Annotated in this window: 12 protein-coding genes and 1 tRNA gene; 8 read left to right on the forward strand and 5 right to left on the reverse strand. The window is 72.0% G+C overall.

The window, feature by feature from the left end; all coding sequences use genetic code 11:
• Positions 1–30: 30 nt before the first annotated feature.
• Positions 31–801: a 3-hydroxybutyrate dehydrogenase gene (locus FJ694_RS24505; protein ID WP_157269943.1), complete on the reverse strand. Its 771-nt coding sequence runs from the start codon at positions 799–801 to the stop codon at positions 31–33.
• Between the two features lie 54 nt (positions 802–855).
• Between FJ694_RS24505 and FJ694_RS24510 the strand changes: the two genes are divergently transcribed.
• The 3 genes from FJ694_RS24510 (at position 856) to FJ694_RS24520 (ending at position 4,177) form a co-directional block, all read left to right on the forward strand.
• Positions 856–1,731: an alpha/beta fold hydrolase gene (locus FJ694_RS24510; protein ID WP_157269944.1), complete on the forward strand. Its 876-nt coding sequence runs from the start codon at positions 856–858 to the stop codon at positions 1,729–1,731.
• Positions 1,728–3,977: a RelA/SpoT family protein gene (locus FJ694_RS24515; RefSeq protein WP_198320973.1), complete on the forward strand. Its 2,250-nt coding sequence runs from the start codon at positions 1,728–1,730 to the stop codon at positions 3,975–3,977. Before FJ694_RS24510 ends, FJ694_RS24515 begins: the two co-directional genes overlap by 4 nt.
• A 123-nt stretch (positions 3,978–4,100) precedes the next feature.
• Positions 4,101–4,177: transfer RNA gene (locus tag FJ694_RS24520), tRNA-Val, on the forward strand.
• A 106-nt stretch (positions 4,178–4,283) separates the two neighbouring features.
• Here the strand turns inward: FJ694_RS24520 and FJ694_RS24525 are convergent.
• A complete protein-coding gene (locus FJ694_RS24525; RefSeq protein ID WP_157269945.1) occupies positions 4,284–5,144 on the reverse strand; it encodes a lytic transglycosylase domain-containing protein in 861 nt (286 codons plus the stop codon).
• A 276-nt stretch (positions 5,145–5,420) separates the two neighbouring features.
• On the opposite strand from FJ694_RS24525, the gene FJ694_RS24530 reads away from it, so the two are divergent.
• Positions 5,421–6,986, forward strand: a complete 1,566-nt coding sequence (locus tag FJ694_RS24530) for a UbiD family decarboxylase domain-containing protein (protein WP_157269946.1) — start codon at positions 5,421–5,423, stop codon at positions 6,984–6,986.
• Positions 6,987–7,217: 231 nt separating this feature from the next.
• On the opposite strand, the gene FJ694_RS24535 is transcribed toward FJ694_RS24530, so the two are convergent.
• Positions 7,218–8,015, reverse strand: a complete 798-nt coding sequence (locus FJ694_RS24535) for a YdcF family protein (protein ID WP_157269947.1) — start codon at positions 8,013–8,015, stop codon at positions 7,218–7,220.
• Positions 8,016–8,090: 75 nt separating this feature from the next.
• Between FJ694_RS24535 and FJ694_RS24540 the strand changes: the two genes are divergently transcribed.
• From FJ694_RS24540 to msrA, 3 genes are all read left to right on the forward strand, one after another.
• Entirely contained in the window at positions 8,091–11,840 is a 3,750-nt protein-coding gene (locus FJ694_RS24540) for a DUF748 domain-containing protein (protein ID WP_157269948.1), read from the forward strand.
• Positions 11,841–12,017: 177 nt separating this feature from the next.
• Complete coding sequence (locus tag FJ694_RS24545; RefSeq protein ID WP_157269949.1) at positions 12,018–13,325, forward strand: PQQ-dependent sugar dehydrogenase; 1,308 nt, start codon at positions 12,018–12,020, stop codon at positions 13,323–13,325.
• Positions 13,326–13,430: 105 nt separating this feature from the next.
• A complete protein-coding gene (gene msrA / locus FJ694_RS24550; protein ID WP_157269950.1) occupies positions 13,431–13,964 on the forward strand; it encodes a peptide-methionine (S)-S-oxide reductase MsrA in 534 nt (177 codons plus the stop codon).
• A 245-nt stretch (positions 13,965–14,209) separates the two neighbouring features.
• Here msrA and pdxH read toward each other — a convergent pair whose 3' ends face one another.
• Positions 14,210–14,848 (reverse strand): pyridoxamine 5'-phosphate oxidase, encoded by a 639-nt coding sequence (pdxH, locus tag FJ694_RS24555; RefSeq protein WP_157269951.1) that lies wholly within the window; start codon positions 14,846–14,848, stop codon positions 14,210–14,212.
• A gap of 137 nt (positions 14,849–14,985) precedes the next feature.
• Here pdxH and FJ694_RS24560 point away from each other — a divergent pair, with 137 nt between their 5' ends.
• Positions 14,986–15,633 carry a nucleotidyltransferase family protein gene (locus FJ694_RS24560; protein ID WP_157269952.1) on the forward strand — a complete coding sequence of 216 codons (648 nt, stop codon included), beginning with the start codon at positions 14,986–14,988 and terminating at the stop codon, positions 15,631–15,633.
• 219 nt (positions 15,634–15,852) lie between these two features.
• On the opposite strand, the gene FJ694_RS24565 is transcribed toward FJ694_RS24560, so the two are convergent.
• Positions 15,853–16,479: a gamma-glutamylcyclotransferase gene (locus tag FJ694_RS24565; RefSeq protein WP_157269953.1), complete on the reverse strand. Its 627-nt coding sequence runs from the start codon at positions 16,477–16,479 to the stop codon at positions 15,853–15,855.
• Positions 16,480–16,558 lie beyond the last annotated feature (79 nt).

Consider the following 16,558-nt stretch of genomic DNA (forward strand, 5'->3'; position numbering starts at 1 on the left):
CGCTTGCGGCGCGGGCAGGCGGGCCGCGCCTTACTGCGCGACCCAGCCCCCGTCCACGTTGAAGGCCGCGCCGCGGATGTTGTTGGCCGCCGGTGAGCACAGGAACACGGCCAGCTCGCCCAGCTCCTCGGCGGTGGTGAACTGCATCGAGGGCTGCTTGTCGCCCAGCAGCCGGCGCTTGGCCTGTTCGTGGTCGATGCCGTCGGCCTGCGCGCGCGCGGCCACCTGCTTCTCCACCAGCGGCGTGAGCACCCAGCCCGGGCAGATGGCGTTGGCGGTGACGCCGGTGGAGGCCGTCTCCAGCGCCACCGTCTTGGTGAAGCCGATGAGCCCGTGCTTGGCCGCGACATAGGCCGACTTCTCGGCCGAGGCCACCAGGCCGTGCACCGAGGCAACGTTGATGATGCGGCCCCAGCCGCGCTGCGTCATGCCCGGCAGCGCCAGCCGCGTGGTGTGGAAGGCCGAGCTCAGGTTGATGGCGATGATCGCGTCCCACTTCTCGGGCGGGAAGCTGGCCACCGGCGCCACGTGCTGGATGCCGGCGTTGTTGACCAGGATGTCCACCGCGCCGAACTCGGCCTCGGCGGCCCGCATCATTTCCTCGATCTCCGCGGGCTTGCTCATGTCGGCGCCGTGGTAGGCCACGCGCACGCCCAGCGCGCGCACCTCGGCCAGCGCTGCCTCGGTGTCGCCGAAGCCGTTGAGCAGGATGTTGGCGCCCTGGCGCGCCAGGGCCTTCGCGATGCCCAGCCCGATGCCGCTGGTGGAGCCGGTGACGAGGGCGGTCTTTGCCTTGAGCATGAATACCTCTTGAGGGGGATTGATAGGATGAGCCGAGGGAAAACGGGAGCCATCATGAACGATTCGCCGCGCCTGATTCACGTGCCTTGCCTGCGCCCGGGCGCGATCTACCGCATGGCCTGCTGGGAATGGGGCGATCCGGCCAACGAGCGCGTGCTGGTGTGCGTGCACGGCCTCACGCGCCAGGGGCGCGATTTCGCCACGCTGGCGCGCGCCATGGCCGGCGAGTACCGCGTGGTGTGCCCGGACGTGCTGGGGCGCGGGCGCTCCGACTGGCTGAAGGATCCGATGGGCTACGCGGTGCCGTACTACGTGGCCGACATGGTCAGCCTGCTGTCGCGGCTGGATGCGCGCGAGGTGGACTGGGTGGGCACGTCCATGGGCGGGCTCATCGGCATGAGCCTGGGCGCGCTGGCCAATGCGCCGCTGCGGCGCATGGTGATCAACGACGTCGGCCCGGACATCGAGGCCGAGGGCCTGGCGCGCATCGGCGACTACGTGGGCGTGTACCGCCACTGGGACACCGAGGCCGAAGCCGCGGAGTTCCTGCACGGCATCTCCGAGAGCTTCGGCCCGCACACCTCCGAGCAGTGGCTGGAGCTGTGCCGGGCACAGCTGCGCCCGGACGACGGCGGCGGCGTGACGCTGCACTACGACCTGCGCATCGCCGAGGTGTTCAAGAGCCTGCCGCCGGAGCAGGTGGCGCGCACCGGCTCGGCCGCGCTGTGGCAGGCCTACGAGGCCATGCGCTGCGAGGTGCTGCTGCTGCGCGGCAAGGAGTCTGACCTGCTGTCGCCCGCCACCGCGCAGGCCATGACGCAGCGTGGACCGCGCGCGCGGCTGGTGGAGTTCGAGGGTGTGGGCCATGCGCCGATGCTGGTGCAGCCGGACCAGGTGCAGGCGGTAAGAGACTTCCTGCTGTCCCCATGAAGAGCCTGCAGTCCGAATGGGTCACGGCGCGGCCGGCGACCATCGTCGAGCTGGCCGAGCTGCCGCCCGATGCCGACGCGGGGCAGCTCTCGGCCGAGGATGCCGGGATGCTGGCGCTGCAGCGCGCGCGCGCCTTCGCCGAGCCGCTGCTGTGGCAGCGCGTGCTCGACACCGGCGAGGACGCGCTGGCGCATGCCGACGGCGTGTGCGCGGTGCTGCGCAGCATCGGCGCGGCGCCGGCGATGCAGGCCGCGGCCTACCTGGTCTATGCCGGCGACTACCTGCAGAAGCCCGAGGAGGTGGTGGCCAAGGCGTTTGGCGAGTCCTACGCGAGCCTGGTGGCGCACACGCGGCAGCTGGTGCAGATCCAGCGCGCGGCGCGCCAGGCGCGCGTGGAGGAGGGCGCGCGCGCGCAGCAGACCGAGCGCGTGCGCAAGATGCTGCTGGCCTTCTCGCGCGACCTGCGCGTGGTGCTGCTGCGCCTGGCCTCGCGGCTGCAGACGCTGCGCTGGTTCGCCGCGAGCAAGCAGCCGTGCCCGCGCGAGCTGGCGCTGGAGTCGCAGCAGGTGTTCGCGCCGCTGGCCAACCGGCTGGGCATCTGGCAGATCAAGTGGGAGATCGAGGACCTGGCCTTCCGCTTCCTGCAGCCGGGCGAGTACAAGCGCATCGCCACGCTGCTGCACGAGAAGCGCAGCGAGCGCGAGCAGGGCGTGGAGCGCTTCCGCGCCGAGCTGGCGCAGGAACTGGCCGAGGCCGGCGTGCAGGCCACCGTGCAGGGGCGCCCGAAGCACATCTACAGCATCTGGAAAAAGATGCAGGGCAAGCGCCTGGGCTTCGAACGCGTGCTGGACCTGCGCGCGCTGCGCGTCATCGTGGCCGACGTGCCGGCGTGCTACGCGGCGCTGGCGCGCGTGCACGAGCGCTACCGGCCGCTCGAAGGCGAATTCGACGACTACATCGCCAAGCCGAAGCCCAACGGCTACCAGTCGCTGCACACCGTGGTGCTCGACGACGAGGACCGGCCGGTGGAGGTGCAGATCCGCACTCGCGTCATGCACGAGCACGCCGAGTACGGCGTGGCCGCGCACTGGGCCTACAAGGAGGCCGGCGCGCGCGGCTATGCCGGCGTCAGCGCCGCGGGCGCGTTCGAGGAGCGCGTGGCCGAGGCGCGCAAGGCCGTGCTGCGCCAGCTGCTGGAATGGGAGCGCGACTATGCGCACTCGGGCAAGGGCGGCGGCTTCGACGATCGCATCTACGTCTTCACGCCGCAGGCCTCGGTGGTCGAGCTGCCCGCGGGCGCCACGCCGGTAGACTTCGCCTACACCGTGCACACCGACCTGGGCCACCGCTGCCGCGGCGCGCGCGTGGACGGCGCGCTGGTGCCGCTGAACACGCCGCTGCGCAGCGGGCAGACCGTGGAGGTCAACACCTGCAAGGAAGGCGGCCCGTCGCTGGACTGGCTCAATGCCGAGCTGGGCTACCTAGCTAGCCCGCGCGCGCGCGCCAAGGTGCGCGCCTGGTTCAACGCGCTGGCGCAGCGCGACACCATCGCGCGCGGGCGCGAGGCGGTGGAGAAGCTGCTGCAGCGCGAGGGGCGCACGGCGCTCAAGCTCGAAGAGCTGGCCGCGCGGCTGGGCTTCAAGAGCGCGGATGCGCTGTTCGAGGTGGTGGGCAAGGACGAGTACTCGCTGCGCAACATCGAGCAGCTGCTGCGTCCGGCCGAGCCGCCGCCCACGCCCGACGAGCTTGTCACCAAGCGCGCCACGGTGCCCGAGGGCGGGCCGCGCGGCGGCGTGCTGGTGGTGGGGGTGGAGTCGCTCCTGACCACGCTGGCGCGCTGCTGCCGCCCGGCGCCGCCGGACGCCATCGGCGGCATCGTCACGCGCGGGCGCGGCGTGGCGGTGCACCGCGCCGACTGCACCAACTTCCGCCACGCGGCGCGCCAGGCGCCCGAGCGCGTCATCGCCGTGGCGTGGGGCAAGCCGCGCGGCGACGGGACTGCGCTCTACCCGGTGGACGTGACGGTGGAGGCGGCCGACCGCCCCGGGCTGCTGCGCGACATCTCCGAGCTCTTCGCCAAGGAGAAGATGAAGATCACCGACCTGAAGATGCAGTCGTTCAAGGACGTACACGGCGGCAGCACGCGGCTGGGCTTCACCGTCGAGGTGGGCGACGCGGCGCGGCTGGCGCAGGTGCTGGCGCAGGTGCAGCGCATCGGCGGCGTGCGGCGCGCGGCCAGGCGCTAGGAAGCGTTTCGGGGCGTCCCGAAGCATCTCGAAGCGCCCCGGAACGATTTCTTCAAATTTTTCGCTAAAGGTGCTTGCGCAACGCCCAAAACCTGTCCTAGAATAGCGTCTTCAGCAAACGACAGGCGCGTAGCTCAGCTGGTTAGAGCACCACCTTGACATGGTGGGGGTCGTTGGTTCGAGTCCAATCGCGCCTACCAATCGCAAGCCCCTGATGGTGATCCATCAGGGGCTTTTTGCTTTGGGCCGGTCGCCGGCGCGACGACAAAAAAGGCGCCTGCGCGCCTTCGGTTCAGTCCAGCGGGTTCAGCGCACGGCGATGACGGCATCGCCGGCCGGGGCGGTGGCGGCCTGTTCCGCCGCGGCCACCGGGGCGCTGCGCACGGGTGCTACCACCGGCATCGGCGCGTTGAAGGGCACGCCGCGGCCGCTGGCGACCTGGCGCAGGTAGGCCTGCTCGGCCAGCACCTTGCCGGCGTAGCCGCCGTCGTCTTCCAGGTTGGCCGCGCCGACGTAGTAGCGCAGCCCGGCTTCGAGGCCGCCGGCGCGCTGGATGCATTCCTTGAGCACCTGCACGCCCACGCGCAGGTTCGTCACCGGGTCGAAGGCCGCCAGCGTGCCGCCGAAGCGCTCGTACTTGTCGTCGTGCACCCGCGTCATCACCTGCATCAGTCCCTGCGCGCCGACGGCGCTCTGGGCGAAGGGGTTGAAGCTGGATTCCACGGCCATGATGGCCAGGATCAGCGTCGGCTCCAGCCCGGCCTGGCGGCCCACCTGCCACGCCTCCTGCACCAGGCGGCTCACCGGCTCGGGCGCGACGCGGTAGCGGCGCGACAGCCACTTGGCCACCGCCGCCTGCTGGCGGTCAAGCTCCTTGGGGTCCGTCGCGGTGGCGCGGGCCACGCCTTGCGGGTCCGCCAGCGACACCAGCAGGTTGCCTTCGCGCTCGGCGCGCGCCTCGTAGCGCGACTGCAGCCAGCCGAAGGCGGCGCGCTCCGCCTCGTGGCGCAGCTCGGGATGGCTGCCAGCGAAGGCCAGCACCGCCACCACGGTCAGGCCCAGCAGGGCCAGGGTGCTGTGGCTGACCTGGATCAGCCCGGATACGACGTCGCGCACAAAAACGGCGACCGAGGCGCGCACGGCGCGCAACATGACAAGCGCTGTCATTGCTCTCCTTTCGTCCACCGGTGCAGCGTCCGGCGCCGTCTCCAGCGGGAGGGAGGCGGCTTCCGGGCGCCGCGAGGGCGGCGGCGATAATGGTTCGGCAGCCGGTCCGCTCGAAAGCGGACCCCAGCGCGGCGCCGAAGGCGCCACGGGCTGCGAGGCAGCGGTACCCCTGAAGAGGGATCGGGACAACCCTGGTCTCAGCCAGGTGAACCCATTCTAGGAACGGTTGAAATAACCGGTCAAGGATATACAACCCATTCTTCATAACGGCGGGTAATGAAGTACCGTGATCTGCGCGACTTTGTCGTGCAACTTGAACGCTTGGGCGAGTTGCGTCGCGTCAGCGAGCCGGTGTCGCCCAAGCTCGAAATGACGGCCTTGTGCGACCGCGTGCTGCAGGCCGGCGGGCCGGCGCTGTGGTTCGAGAAGCCCGTCGGGCACGACATGCCGGTGCTGGGCAACCTGTTCGGCACGCCGCGGCGCGTGGCGCTGGGCATGGGCGCGCAGGACACGTCGGAATTGCGCGACATCGGCCGGCTGCTGGCCAGCCTCAAGGAGCCCGAGCCGCCGCGCGGCCTGAAGGACGCCGGGCGGCTGCTGCAGATGGGCAAGGCGCTGTGGGACATGAAGCCGGCGCGCGTGTCCTCGCCGCTGTGCCAGGCGCAGGTGCTGCAGGGCGACGAGGTGGATTTGCACCGGCTGCCGATCCAGCTGTGCTGGCCCGGCGACGCCGGCCCGCTGCTGACCTGGGGCCTCGTGATCACGCGCGGGCCGCAGTCGGTGGCGCAGCCGCGCACGCGCCAGAACCTGGGCATCTACCGCCAGCAGCTCATCGGGCGGCGCGAATTGATCATGCGCTGGCTGGCGCACCGCGGCGGCGCGCTCGACTTCCGCGAGTTCGCCCGCGCCAACCCTGGCAAGCCGTTCCCGATCGCCGTGGCGCTGGGCGCCGACCCGGCCACGCTGCTGGGCGCGGTCACGCCGGTGCCCGACACGCTCTCCGAATACCAGTTCGCCGGCCTGCTGCGCGGCAGCCGCACCGAGCTGGCCGACACCTCGGTGGGCGAGGGCGCGCTCAAGCTGCAGGCGCCAGCCAGCGCCGAGATCGTGCTGGAGGGCCACATCCCGACGGCCGAGCCGGGCTTCGAGGGCGTGAGCGAGGACGGCGTGCCGCTCAGGGAGCGCGGCGGCTACCTGCATGCGCTCGAAGGCCCGTTCGGCGACCACACCGGCTACTACAACGAGCAGGACTGGTTTCCGGTGTTCCGCGTGGACCGCCTCACGCAGCGGCGCGACCCGGTCTACCACTCGACCTACACCGGCAAGCCGCCCGACGAGCCCGCGGTGCTGGGCGTGGCGCTCAACGAGGTGTTCGTGCCGATCCTGCAGAAGCAGTTTCCGGAGATCGCGGATTTCTATTTGCCGCCCGAAGGCTGCAGCTACCGGCTGGCGGTGATCTCGATGCGCAAGGCCTATCCGGGCCACGCCAAGCGGCTGATGTTCGGGCTGTGGAGCTTCCTGCGCCAGTTCATGTACACGAAGTTCATCGTGGTCACGGACGAGGACGTGAACATCCGCGACTGGCGCGACGTGATCTGGGCTATCACCACGCGCATGGACCCGGTGCGCGACACCACGCTGGTGCCCGACACGCCCATCGACTACCTCGACTTCGCCTCGCCCGTGAGCGGGCTGGGCGGCAAGATGGGGCTGGACGCGACCAACAAGTGGCCTGGCGAGACCAGCCGCGAGTGGGGCCGCACCATCACCATGGAGCCGGCGGTGCAGGCGCGCATGGACAGCCTTTTTGAGCGTCTCATGTCCGGCCGCGCCGGGGGCTGAAGCCCCTGCGCCGGCCGTCGCCAAGCTTGTAGCGGCTCATGCGCTGAGCTACCTTTGCCTTGCCTGCTTCGCGCAGGTTCATGCAAGTGGCGCAGTCTCTGCGCTCCAGGAGCCCCGGACCGCCTACCTCCGGAGCCCCATCGGCGGTGGCAATCGCCCGTCCCCTCCGCACCGCAAGGTCCGGAGGGGTTCGCTTTTTGGGGCCCGCCTTTCAGCGCTGCGCAGCGGTGCTCAGGACCCCATCAGCAGCCCGATGCGCTCGCGCAGCACCTGGCGCAACAGGGTGAAGCCTTCACTGCTGGGCAGCCAGCGCAGCAGCGGCTGCTCGACGCGCGGCGCCAGGCCCACGGGCGCCGCGATCAGACGCAGCGCCATGCCCTGGGCCGCGGCGGCCTGCTCGAAGGCGCGCAGGGCGCGCGGCATGTGCCAGTCCTGCGTCACCACCACCAGCTCCGTGATGCCGCGGGGCCGCAGCAGCGCTACGGTGCGCGCGGCGTTCTCGCGCGTGTCGCGTGAGCCGTCCTCGACCCAGCGCAGCGGATGCCCGAACTCCTCGCGCGCAATGCGCGCGGCCACCACGGCCTCGGCCACGCCGGGCTCGCCCGCATGGCCCACGCCGCCGCTGAAGCCCACGCCCAGCCCGCTGGCGCGCGACAGCCACACGCCGTAGCGCAGCCGCTCCAGCGACAGGTGCGTCAGGCTGGGCCCGCCGTACTCCGGCGCCCGGGCCTCGCGCCCGCCGCCGAGCACGACGATGGTGGCGCGCGCCGCGGGCAGCCGCTGCAGCGCGGCCGGGTCCACGGCCGGCGGCGGCTGCAGCAGCACCTCGCGGGCGCGCTCTGCCACGACGTCGGTGGCGCCGAACCACAGCAGCAGCGCGCTCAACACCAGCAGCGCCAGGCCGGCGCGCGTGCGCCGCCACAGCAGCCCCAGCAGCAGCACCAGCAGCGCCGGCACCGGCGGCAGCAGCAGCGTGCCCAGCGCCGGCTTCCAGGCCTCCAGGCCCAGCCGCATCACAATCTCGTTCATTGTTGGAAATCCCTCTCCCGGGTGGCGCGCATTGTGCGCATGGCTGCCCGCCCAGTTCCGTACGGAAAACAAAAGATGCTCAAGGGAAAGCGTGCAGCGCGTCGCGTTGCGGCCGTATCGATCGCGCTGGCGCTGCTGTGGCTGCTGAGTGCCCTCTACGTGCCGCCGCTGCTGAAGTGGCAGCTGCAGCAGCGCGGCAGCGCGCTGCTGGGCCGCGAGCTCAGCGTCGAGCGGGTGCGCTTCACGCCCTGGAACCTGCGCCTGGTGGCCGAGGGCGTCGCGCTGGCCGGCGCGCCGCAAGCCGCCGCCCCGGGCGCGTCCGCGCCGGCGCCGGCGCCGGTGCCGCAGGCGCGAATCGGGCGCCTGGCGCTGAACCTGGAGATCAGCTCGCTGTGGAAGCGCGCCCCGGTGCTCAGCGAGCTGGAGATCGACGCGCCGCAACTGCGCGTGAAACGCCTGGCCGGCGGCGGCACCGACCTCGACGACCTCCTGGCGCGGCTGAGCCCGGCCGAGGAAGCTCCCCAGCCCGACGGCCCGCCGCCGCGCTTCGCGCTGCACAACCTGCGCCTGGCGCAGGGCGCGCTGGACGTCGAGGACGCGGCCCGCGGCGCGCGCCACGAGCTGCGCGAGCTGCAGCTGGCGCTGCCCTTCATCTCCAGCCTGCCGGCGGACGTGGCGACGCAGGTGCAGCCGCGCCTGGCCTTCGTGCTCGACGGCAGCCGCTTCGACAGCGGCGCCAGCGCCACCCCGTTCTCGCAGCACCGCGACAGCAGCCTGGAGCTGCGCTTCGACGCGCTGGAGCTCGCGCCCTTTGCCGCCTACCTGCCGCCGGCATGGAAGCTGCGCGATGGCCGGCTCGGCGCCCAGCTGCAGCTGCGTTTTCGCCTGGCCGAAGACGGCGCGCCGCAGCTCGACCTGCAAGGCCGCATCAACGCGCAGGACCTGGCCCTGCATGACGGCCGGGACGCGCCGCTGCTGGCCTGGAAGTCGCTGCAGGTGGAGATCGAACCCTCGCAGCCGCTGCAGCGCCGCATCGCCCTCGGCCCCGTGCTCCTCGACGGTCTTACCTTGCACGCCGGGCGGGACGCGAGGGGGCGGCTGTTGCCGGCGCTGGCGCCGGAGCGCAAGCCCGCCGACAAGCCCGCCGACAAGGTCGCGCCGGCCGGCGCCGCCGAGCCCGGCTGGGCCGTGTCGGCCAAGACGGTGGAGGTCAAGGGCGCCGCGCTGCACTGGCGCGACGAGATGTTGAAACTGCGCTGGCGCGTGGAGCAGCTCGACGCCCAGGCGCAGGCCCTCCAGTGGCCGCTGGACAAGGACAAGGTCCTGCCCTTCGAGGCGCAGGCGCTGCTGCGGCCCGAAGAAGGCGAGGGCATCCCGCCCGCCAGTCTGAAGCTCTCCGGCGAGGCCGCCGCCGCGGGCGGCGCGCTGGGTTTCGAACTGAAGGGGCTGCCGCTGGGACCGCTCGCCCCCGTGCTGGCGCAAGCGCTGCGCCCGCGGCTGGAAGGCCGCCTCGGCGCCCAGGGCCGGCTGCGCTGGACCCGTGACGGCCTGCAGAGCGCGGAGCTGGCGCAGGCGCGCCTGGAGGCGCTGCGCCTGCTCGACCCCGACGCGCCCCGCGCCGCGGCGCCGCTGGCCGCCTGGGACGCGCTGGCGCTGGAGGAGGTGCGCGTGACGCTGCCGCGGCGCGAGGCCGAGATCGGCCGGCTGCGCCTGCAGGCGCCGATGCTGCAGCTCGCGCGCGACGCGCAGGGCCGGCTCAACGCGGCGTCCTGGGGTCCGCCGGCCGCGGCCTCCGCCCCCGCGCCGGCGCCCGCCGCCTCCGCGTCCGCGTCCGGGGGCTGGGCGGTGAAGCTGCGCCAATTGCAGATCGACGACGGCCGCGTGGACTGGCGCGACGCGCAGCCCGCGCCGCAGGCGCCGCCCGTGCAGCTGGCCGCGAGCCGGCTGCAGCTGGCGCTGCAGGACCTGCAGTGGCCGCTGGCGGCCGGACAGCGCGCCGGCAGCCTGTCACTGGAGCTGCGCGAGATCCGCGACCCGCGCCGGCGCCAGCCCGAGGCCGCGCGCGTGCAGTGGCGCGGCCGGCTGCAGCCCGCGCCGCTGGCGCTGGACGGGCGCTGGCGCATCGAGCGGCTGCCACTGCACCTGCTGCAGTCCTACGCCGGCGCCGACCTGCCGCTGGTGCTGCGGCATGCCGAGGGCGGCTTCGACGGCGAGCTGGCCCTCGCCAACGCCGCCGACGGCCTGCGCGTGCAGGTGCGCGGCGACGCGCTGCTGGGTGGCGTGCAGGCCGTGGCCGCGCGCGACCGGGCTTCGGGCGACGAGCTGCTGAGCTGGCAGGCGCTCACGCTCAAGGGGCTGGACGCCGCCGTGCAACCCGGTGCCAAGCCGCGCGTGCGGCTGGACGCCGCGACGCTGTCGGACTTCTATGCGCGCGTGGTCGTCACGGAGGAGGGGCGCTTCAACCTGCAGGACCTGCGCGGGCGGCCGGTGCAGCTGGACAGCGCAGCCGCCGCGGCGCCGGCGGCGTCGGCGCCGGCGGCCGCGCCCGCCACGGCGCGCGGCAACGTCACGGTCGGCCCGGCGGTGAACCGCACGCGCGAGCTGCCCGTGGACCTGGCGCTGGGCACGACCACGCTGGTCAACGGCCGGGTGGACTTCAACGACCGCTTCGTGCGCCCGAACTACAGCGCCGAGCTCACCGAGCTGAGCGGCACGCTGGGGCCCTTGCGCTCGGACCAGCCCGCCATGGCGGCGCTGAGCCTGCGCGGCCGCGCCGCCGGCAGCGCGCTGCTCGACATCCAGGGCGCGCTCAACCCGCTGGCCGATCCGCCCGAGCTCGATTTGCGCGCGCGCGCCACCGGGCTGGAGCTGCCGCCGCTCACGCCCTACGCCGCCAAGTACGCCGGCTACGCCATCGAGCAGGGCAAGCTCAGCGTGGACCTGGGCTACAGGATCGACAACGAGGGCCGGCTGCAGGCCAGCAACCGTCTCACGCTCAACCAGCTGACCTTCGGCGAGCGCGTCGAGTCGCCCAGCGCCACCAGGCTGCCGGTGCTGCTGGCGGTGTCGCTGCTCAAGGATCGCAACGGCAACATCGACCTGGACCTGCCCATCAGCGGCAGCCTCAACGACCCGCAGTTCAGCATCGGCGGCATCGTGCTGCGCCTCATCGGCAACCTGCTGCTCAAGGCCGTGACCTCGCCCTTCGCGCTGCTGGCCGGCGCGGGCGGCCCGGACCTGAGCCGCGTGCCCTTCGACCCCGGCAGCGCGCTGCCCGCGCCCGCCGGCCAGGAGGTGCTGCAGCGCGCGGCCGAGGCGCTCAAGGAAAAGCCCTCGCTGCAGACCACCATCACCGGCGAGGCCGACCCGGTGGCGGAAGGCGACGGCATCCGCCGCGCGCAGCTGGAGGCACGCATCCGCGCCGAGCAGCGCAAGCTGGCGCTGCGCGCGGGCACCTCCACCGGCCAGGCCGAGCTGGCGCCGCCCACGCCGCAGGAGCGCGAGCGGCTGCTGCGCCGCGTCTATGCCGACACGGCGCTGCCCGACAAGCCGCGCAACTTCATCGGCCTGGCGCGCGAGCTGCCGCCGGCGGAGATCGAGCAGCGGCTGCTGGCCGCCATTCCCGTCACGCCCGAAGGCGCGCGCTCGCTCGCGGTGCAGCGCGCGCTGGCGGTGCGCGACGCGCTCACGGCCGCGGGCGTGGACGGGCAGCGGCTGTTCGTGGCCGCGCCGCGGCTGCGCGAGCCGGACACGAAGAAGGACGAGGACGGCGCGGACGGGCGGGCCGGCCCCTGGACACCGCGGGTGGAACTGTCACTGCGCTGAAACGGCACGCCGCGGCGGCACCAGCACGGCGCACGGCGCCGCGGCATTGGGGCTTGTCCCATCTGACACGTGGTTGCGGGCGCGCTCACAGTGGCCTCGCCCGGCGCGGCAAGACGCCGGGCTCCCGTGGCGGCCCGTGTGGCGGCCGCCGCGGCCCACTGGTGGAGACAAGAACCGATGAAGTCCATCCGTCACCCGTTCAAGCCGGGCCTGCTGGCCACCGCCGCGGCCGCGGCCGCGCTGCTGGCCGGCGCCTCGCTGCAGGCGCAGGCGCAACAGGCGCCGCTGCCGCCCAACGTCAACATCGAAAAGCTCAAGCAGTTCAAGGTCTCGGGCACCGACCTCAACATCCCGCCCGTGCCGCAGGAGGGGCGCAACGCCAACGCCATCCGCGAGAACCTCAAGCGCGTGAAGCTGCCGCCGGGCTTCAAGATCGACCTCTATGCCGTCGTGCCCGACGCGCGCCACATGGCCGTGGCGCCCACGGCCAACATGCTGTTCGTGGGCACGCGCAAGACGACGGTCTGGGCCGTCACGGACCGCAACTCCGACGGCTATGCCGACGAGGTGAAGGCCTTCGCGCCGAGCCTGAAGTTCACCAACCCCAACGGCGTGTGCTGGACCAAGGACGGCTTCCTGATCGTTGCCGAGCACAACCGCATCCTCAACTTCCCCGCGGCCGAGTTCTTCTACGAGGGCCCGGACGTGGCCGTGATCGAGGTCGTGCCGCAGGGCGGGCTGATCCCGGTGGAGGACGAGAGCTTCAACCACGGCGCGCGCACCTGCCGCGTCGGGCCCGACGGCATGCTCTACGTCACGCTGGGCCAGCCCTTCAACGTGCAGCCGCGCGACAAGCTGGCGCACTACAACAAGTGGGGCATCGGCGGCATCGTGCGCATGAACGCCTTCGACGGCAGCAAGCGCGAGGTCTATGCCACGGGCATCCGCAACTCCGTGGGCCAGGCCTTCAACCCCAAGGACGGCTCGCTCTGGTTCACCGACAACCAGACCGACGGCATGGGCGACGACATTCCCCACGGCGAGATCAACCGCGCCACCAAGCCGGGGCAGTTCTTCGGCTACCCGTGGATCCAGGGCAAGACCCGCATCACCGAGCACGGCTACGACAAGGACCCGCTGCCGCCCAACATCACGGCCGCGCAGGTGCTCACCGAGGCGCACGCCGCCGACCTGGGCCTGACCTTCTACACGGGCCGGCAGTTTCCGGCGAAGTACCAGGGCGGCATCTTCTCGGCGCAGCACGGCTCGTGGAACCGCACCAAGCCCAACGGCGCGCAGCTGCTGTTCACCTCGCTCAAGCCCGACGGCACCGCCGACAAGACCGAGGTCTTCGCCAGCGGCTGGCTCGACGAGGAGGGCACGCTGCGCGGCCGCCCGGTGGACGTGGCGGTGATGAAGGACGGCTCGCTGCTGGTCTCCGACGACTACGTCGGCGCCATCTACCGCATCACCTACCAGCCGTGATGCACTGAGCCGGAACCCGGACCCGCCCGCAAGGGCTCTGGTCCGGGCCGCAGAATCGTCCCGAAGCGGCCGCATGGAGCGGCCGCACTTGCGAAAGGACGACGCATGGCTTCCGAGACGATCACCCTGGGCGGCGGCTGCTTCTGGTGCCTGGAGGCGGTGTACGAGCTGGTCGATGGGGTGCTGGCGGTGGAATCGGGTTACAGCAACGGCCACGTGCCGCGCCCGACCTACGAGCAGGTGTGCAACGGCGACACCGGCCACGCCGAGGTGGTGCGCGTCACCTTCGACCCGGAGCGCATTTCGCTGCGCGAGGTGCTGGAGATCTTCTTCACCATCCACGACCCGACCACGCGCAACCGCCAGGGCAACGACGTGGGGCCGCAGTACCGCTCCGGCATCTACACCCACGGTGAAGAACAGGCGGCGGTGGCGCGCGAGGTGCTGGCCGAGGTCAACGCGGCATCGGGCGGCCGGGTGGTGACGGAGCTGATGCCCGAAGCGAGCTACTCCCGCGCCGAGGACTACCACCAGCACTACTTCGCGAACCACCCCGGCCAGGGCTACTGCGCCTTCGTGGTGGCGCCGAAGGTGGAGAAGTTCAGGAAGACGTTCAGGGAGCGGGTGAGGGCGGCGTGATGCCTGCGCATTCGTCTTGAGCAACTCACTCCGTTCGCCCTGAGGTATCGAAGGGTGGACGGCCCGCACCGTGGTGCCGCCATTCGAGCCTACCGGATTCGGCCTTCGATACCTCAGTCCGAACGGTTCATGAAACCGACGGCTCCTGGCCTGCAGGCCAGCCTTGCGGCTTCACCCTTCGATACCTCAGGGCGAACGGGTTGTTTCGCGAGCAAGTAACAAGCGGGCGGAGGACCCCAGTCAAGTCACGGCGCCAGCCGCTCCCTGATCCACGCCCCGCCCTCCAGCCGGTACTGCAGCCGGTCGTGCAGCCGCGACTTGCGGCCCTGCCAGAACTCCCAGCGGTCCGGCACCAGGCGGTAGCCGCCCCAGTGCGGCGGGCGCGGCGGGTTCAGGCCGAAGCGCACGCCGGCCTTGGCGGCGTTGGCCACCAGCACGGCGCGGCCGCTGATCACCTGGCTCTGCGGCGAGGCCCACGCGCCCAGGCGCGAGTCCAGCGGGCGCGAGGCGAAATAGGCGTCCGATTCCGCGTCGCTGACCTTCTCCACCCGGCCCTCGATGCGCACCACGCGCTCCAGCTCGACCCAGTGGAACTGCAGCGCCGCGAAAGGGTGCGCGGCCAGCTCGCGGCCCTTGCGGCTGTCGTAATTCGTGTACCAGACGATGCCGCGCGCGTCGCAGCCCTTGATCAGCACCACGCGGGTCGAAGGCCGCCCGTCGGCGCCGACGGTGGCCACCGTCATCGCGTTGGGCTCGGGCAGCTGCGCTTCCAGCGCTTGCTGCAGCCAGAGCTCGAATTGCTGCAGCGGGTCGGCCTGGGAGGCGGTCTCATCGAGCTCGGCGCGCTCGTAGCTCTTGCGCAAATCTGCAAGTCGGGTGTCCATCGCCACAGGATAAACCCGGGGACAGGGCATCCCCCTTGCGAGGTCCCCCCTAGGGGCGATTCCCACTGTGATTCTTGCTGCACTGCAACGAGACTGCGCCCATTGCACGCCGGACGGGTGTTGCGGAGGATTCTCAAATGGTGCTGGACCGGGCGTTCTGCCCCACGATCGTCGTGCTTGCCGCAGGCCGGGGCAGCCGTTTCTACGGGCCGCTGCGCGCCCCGCGCCAGCTCGATGACGCCGAGATGCTCGACGCCACGCTGCGCCAGGCCGTGGCCAGCGAGCTGCCGGTGCTGGTGGTGACCACGCCGGTGCTCGAGGCCAGCGCTCGCGCGCTGGTGGCCGCGCGCGACGTGGTGGTGCTGCCGGAAACGAGGCTGCCCGACGGCCGCAAGGTCGCCCCGGGCCTGGGCGAGTGCATCGCCGCCGGCGTCGGCACGCGGCCCGACGCCTCGGGCTGGGTCGTGCTGCCGGCGGACATGCCGCTGGTGCAGCCGGCCACGCTCAAGGCCGTGGCGCAGGCGCTGCGCGTGCATGCCGTGACCTACGCGCAGCACGCCGGCCGGCGCGGCCACCCGGTGGGCTTCGCCGCCGAGCTGTACTCGGAGCTGGTCCAGCTGCCCGACGACAGCGGCGCGCGCCGCCTGGTGGCGCGCTACCCGTCCTGCGGCGTGGACGTGGACGACCCCGGCACGCAGCTCGACCTGGAGTCGCTGCAGGACGCGCACCGGCTGCACCAGGTGCCCGCGCCCCGCGCCTTCGCGCCGGCGCCGCCGGCGTTCTGACGGCGGGTTTTCCTTCTCGACAAGTCCATGCAGGCCCAAACAAGGACAGGCAAGTATTCCGTTCGTCCTGAGGTATCGAAGGATGAACGGCCCGCACTGTGTGCGGGCATCCGAGCCTGACGGCTTCACCCTTCGATACCTCAGGGCGAACGGGTGGGGATTCGGGGCGAAGGGATGTGTGGGGCGAACGTGTAGGTTCACGTTCAAACGCAGCCGAAATCACTCCCTGTCGATCAACCGATGCCTTCGCGCCAGCGCCAGCAGCCGCTCGCTCTCGCGGTCGGGCATGCCGTGGCGGCGCAGGGCGGTGGCCGTGAGGTGCACGTACTCCAGCGTGGTGCCGAAGCAGCCACGCGCGTGGCGCAGCACCTCCAGCAGCTCGTCCTCGTTGAGCTGGCCGGTGTAGGCCGGGCTGCGCCGGCTCAGCGTGAAGGCCAGCGCCCGCACCGGGCCCTGCGCCGTGGCGCAGCGCAGCCAGCGCGGGTCGTACACGCCGGTCGGCATCTCGCGCGCCCACAGCCGCGGCAATTCCTCCTCGACGCGCCCCGCCGCCAGCCGGTACACCACGCCGCGGCAGCAGCCGCCGGGCACCAGCGCATAGACCAGGCCCGGGCGCTCCGGCGTGCCACGGTTGATGCGCGAGCGCATGCGCAGCGCGCGGTGGTAGCCGAACACCTGCGCCTGCCGCGACTCCTCGGCCTCGAACTCCGGGCGCCAGATCAGCGACGCATAGCCGAACACCCACAGGTCGCCGCGCCCGAAGTCCTCCCACTGCCGCAGCACCTGCGCCAGCAGCGCGGCCGGGTCGCGCAGCCGCAGGGCTTCGTGCAGAACAGCCTCGTTCATGACAGGCAGCGTAGCGGGTGCCTCGCTTGCCCGCCCCCAAAAACTCCACACGATTGACCATGTAACCCGGTTACGCCAG

The organism is Azohydromonas aeria (genome assembly GCF_009760915.1).
GTDB classification, from domain to species: Bacteria; Pseudomonadota; Gammaproteobacteria; order Burkholderiales; family Burkholderiaceae_C; genus Azohydromonas; species Azohydromonas aeria.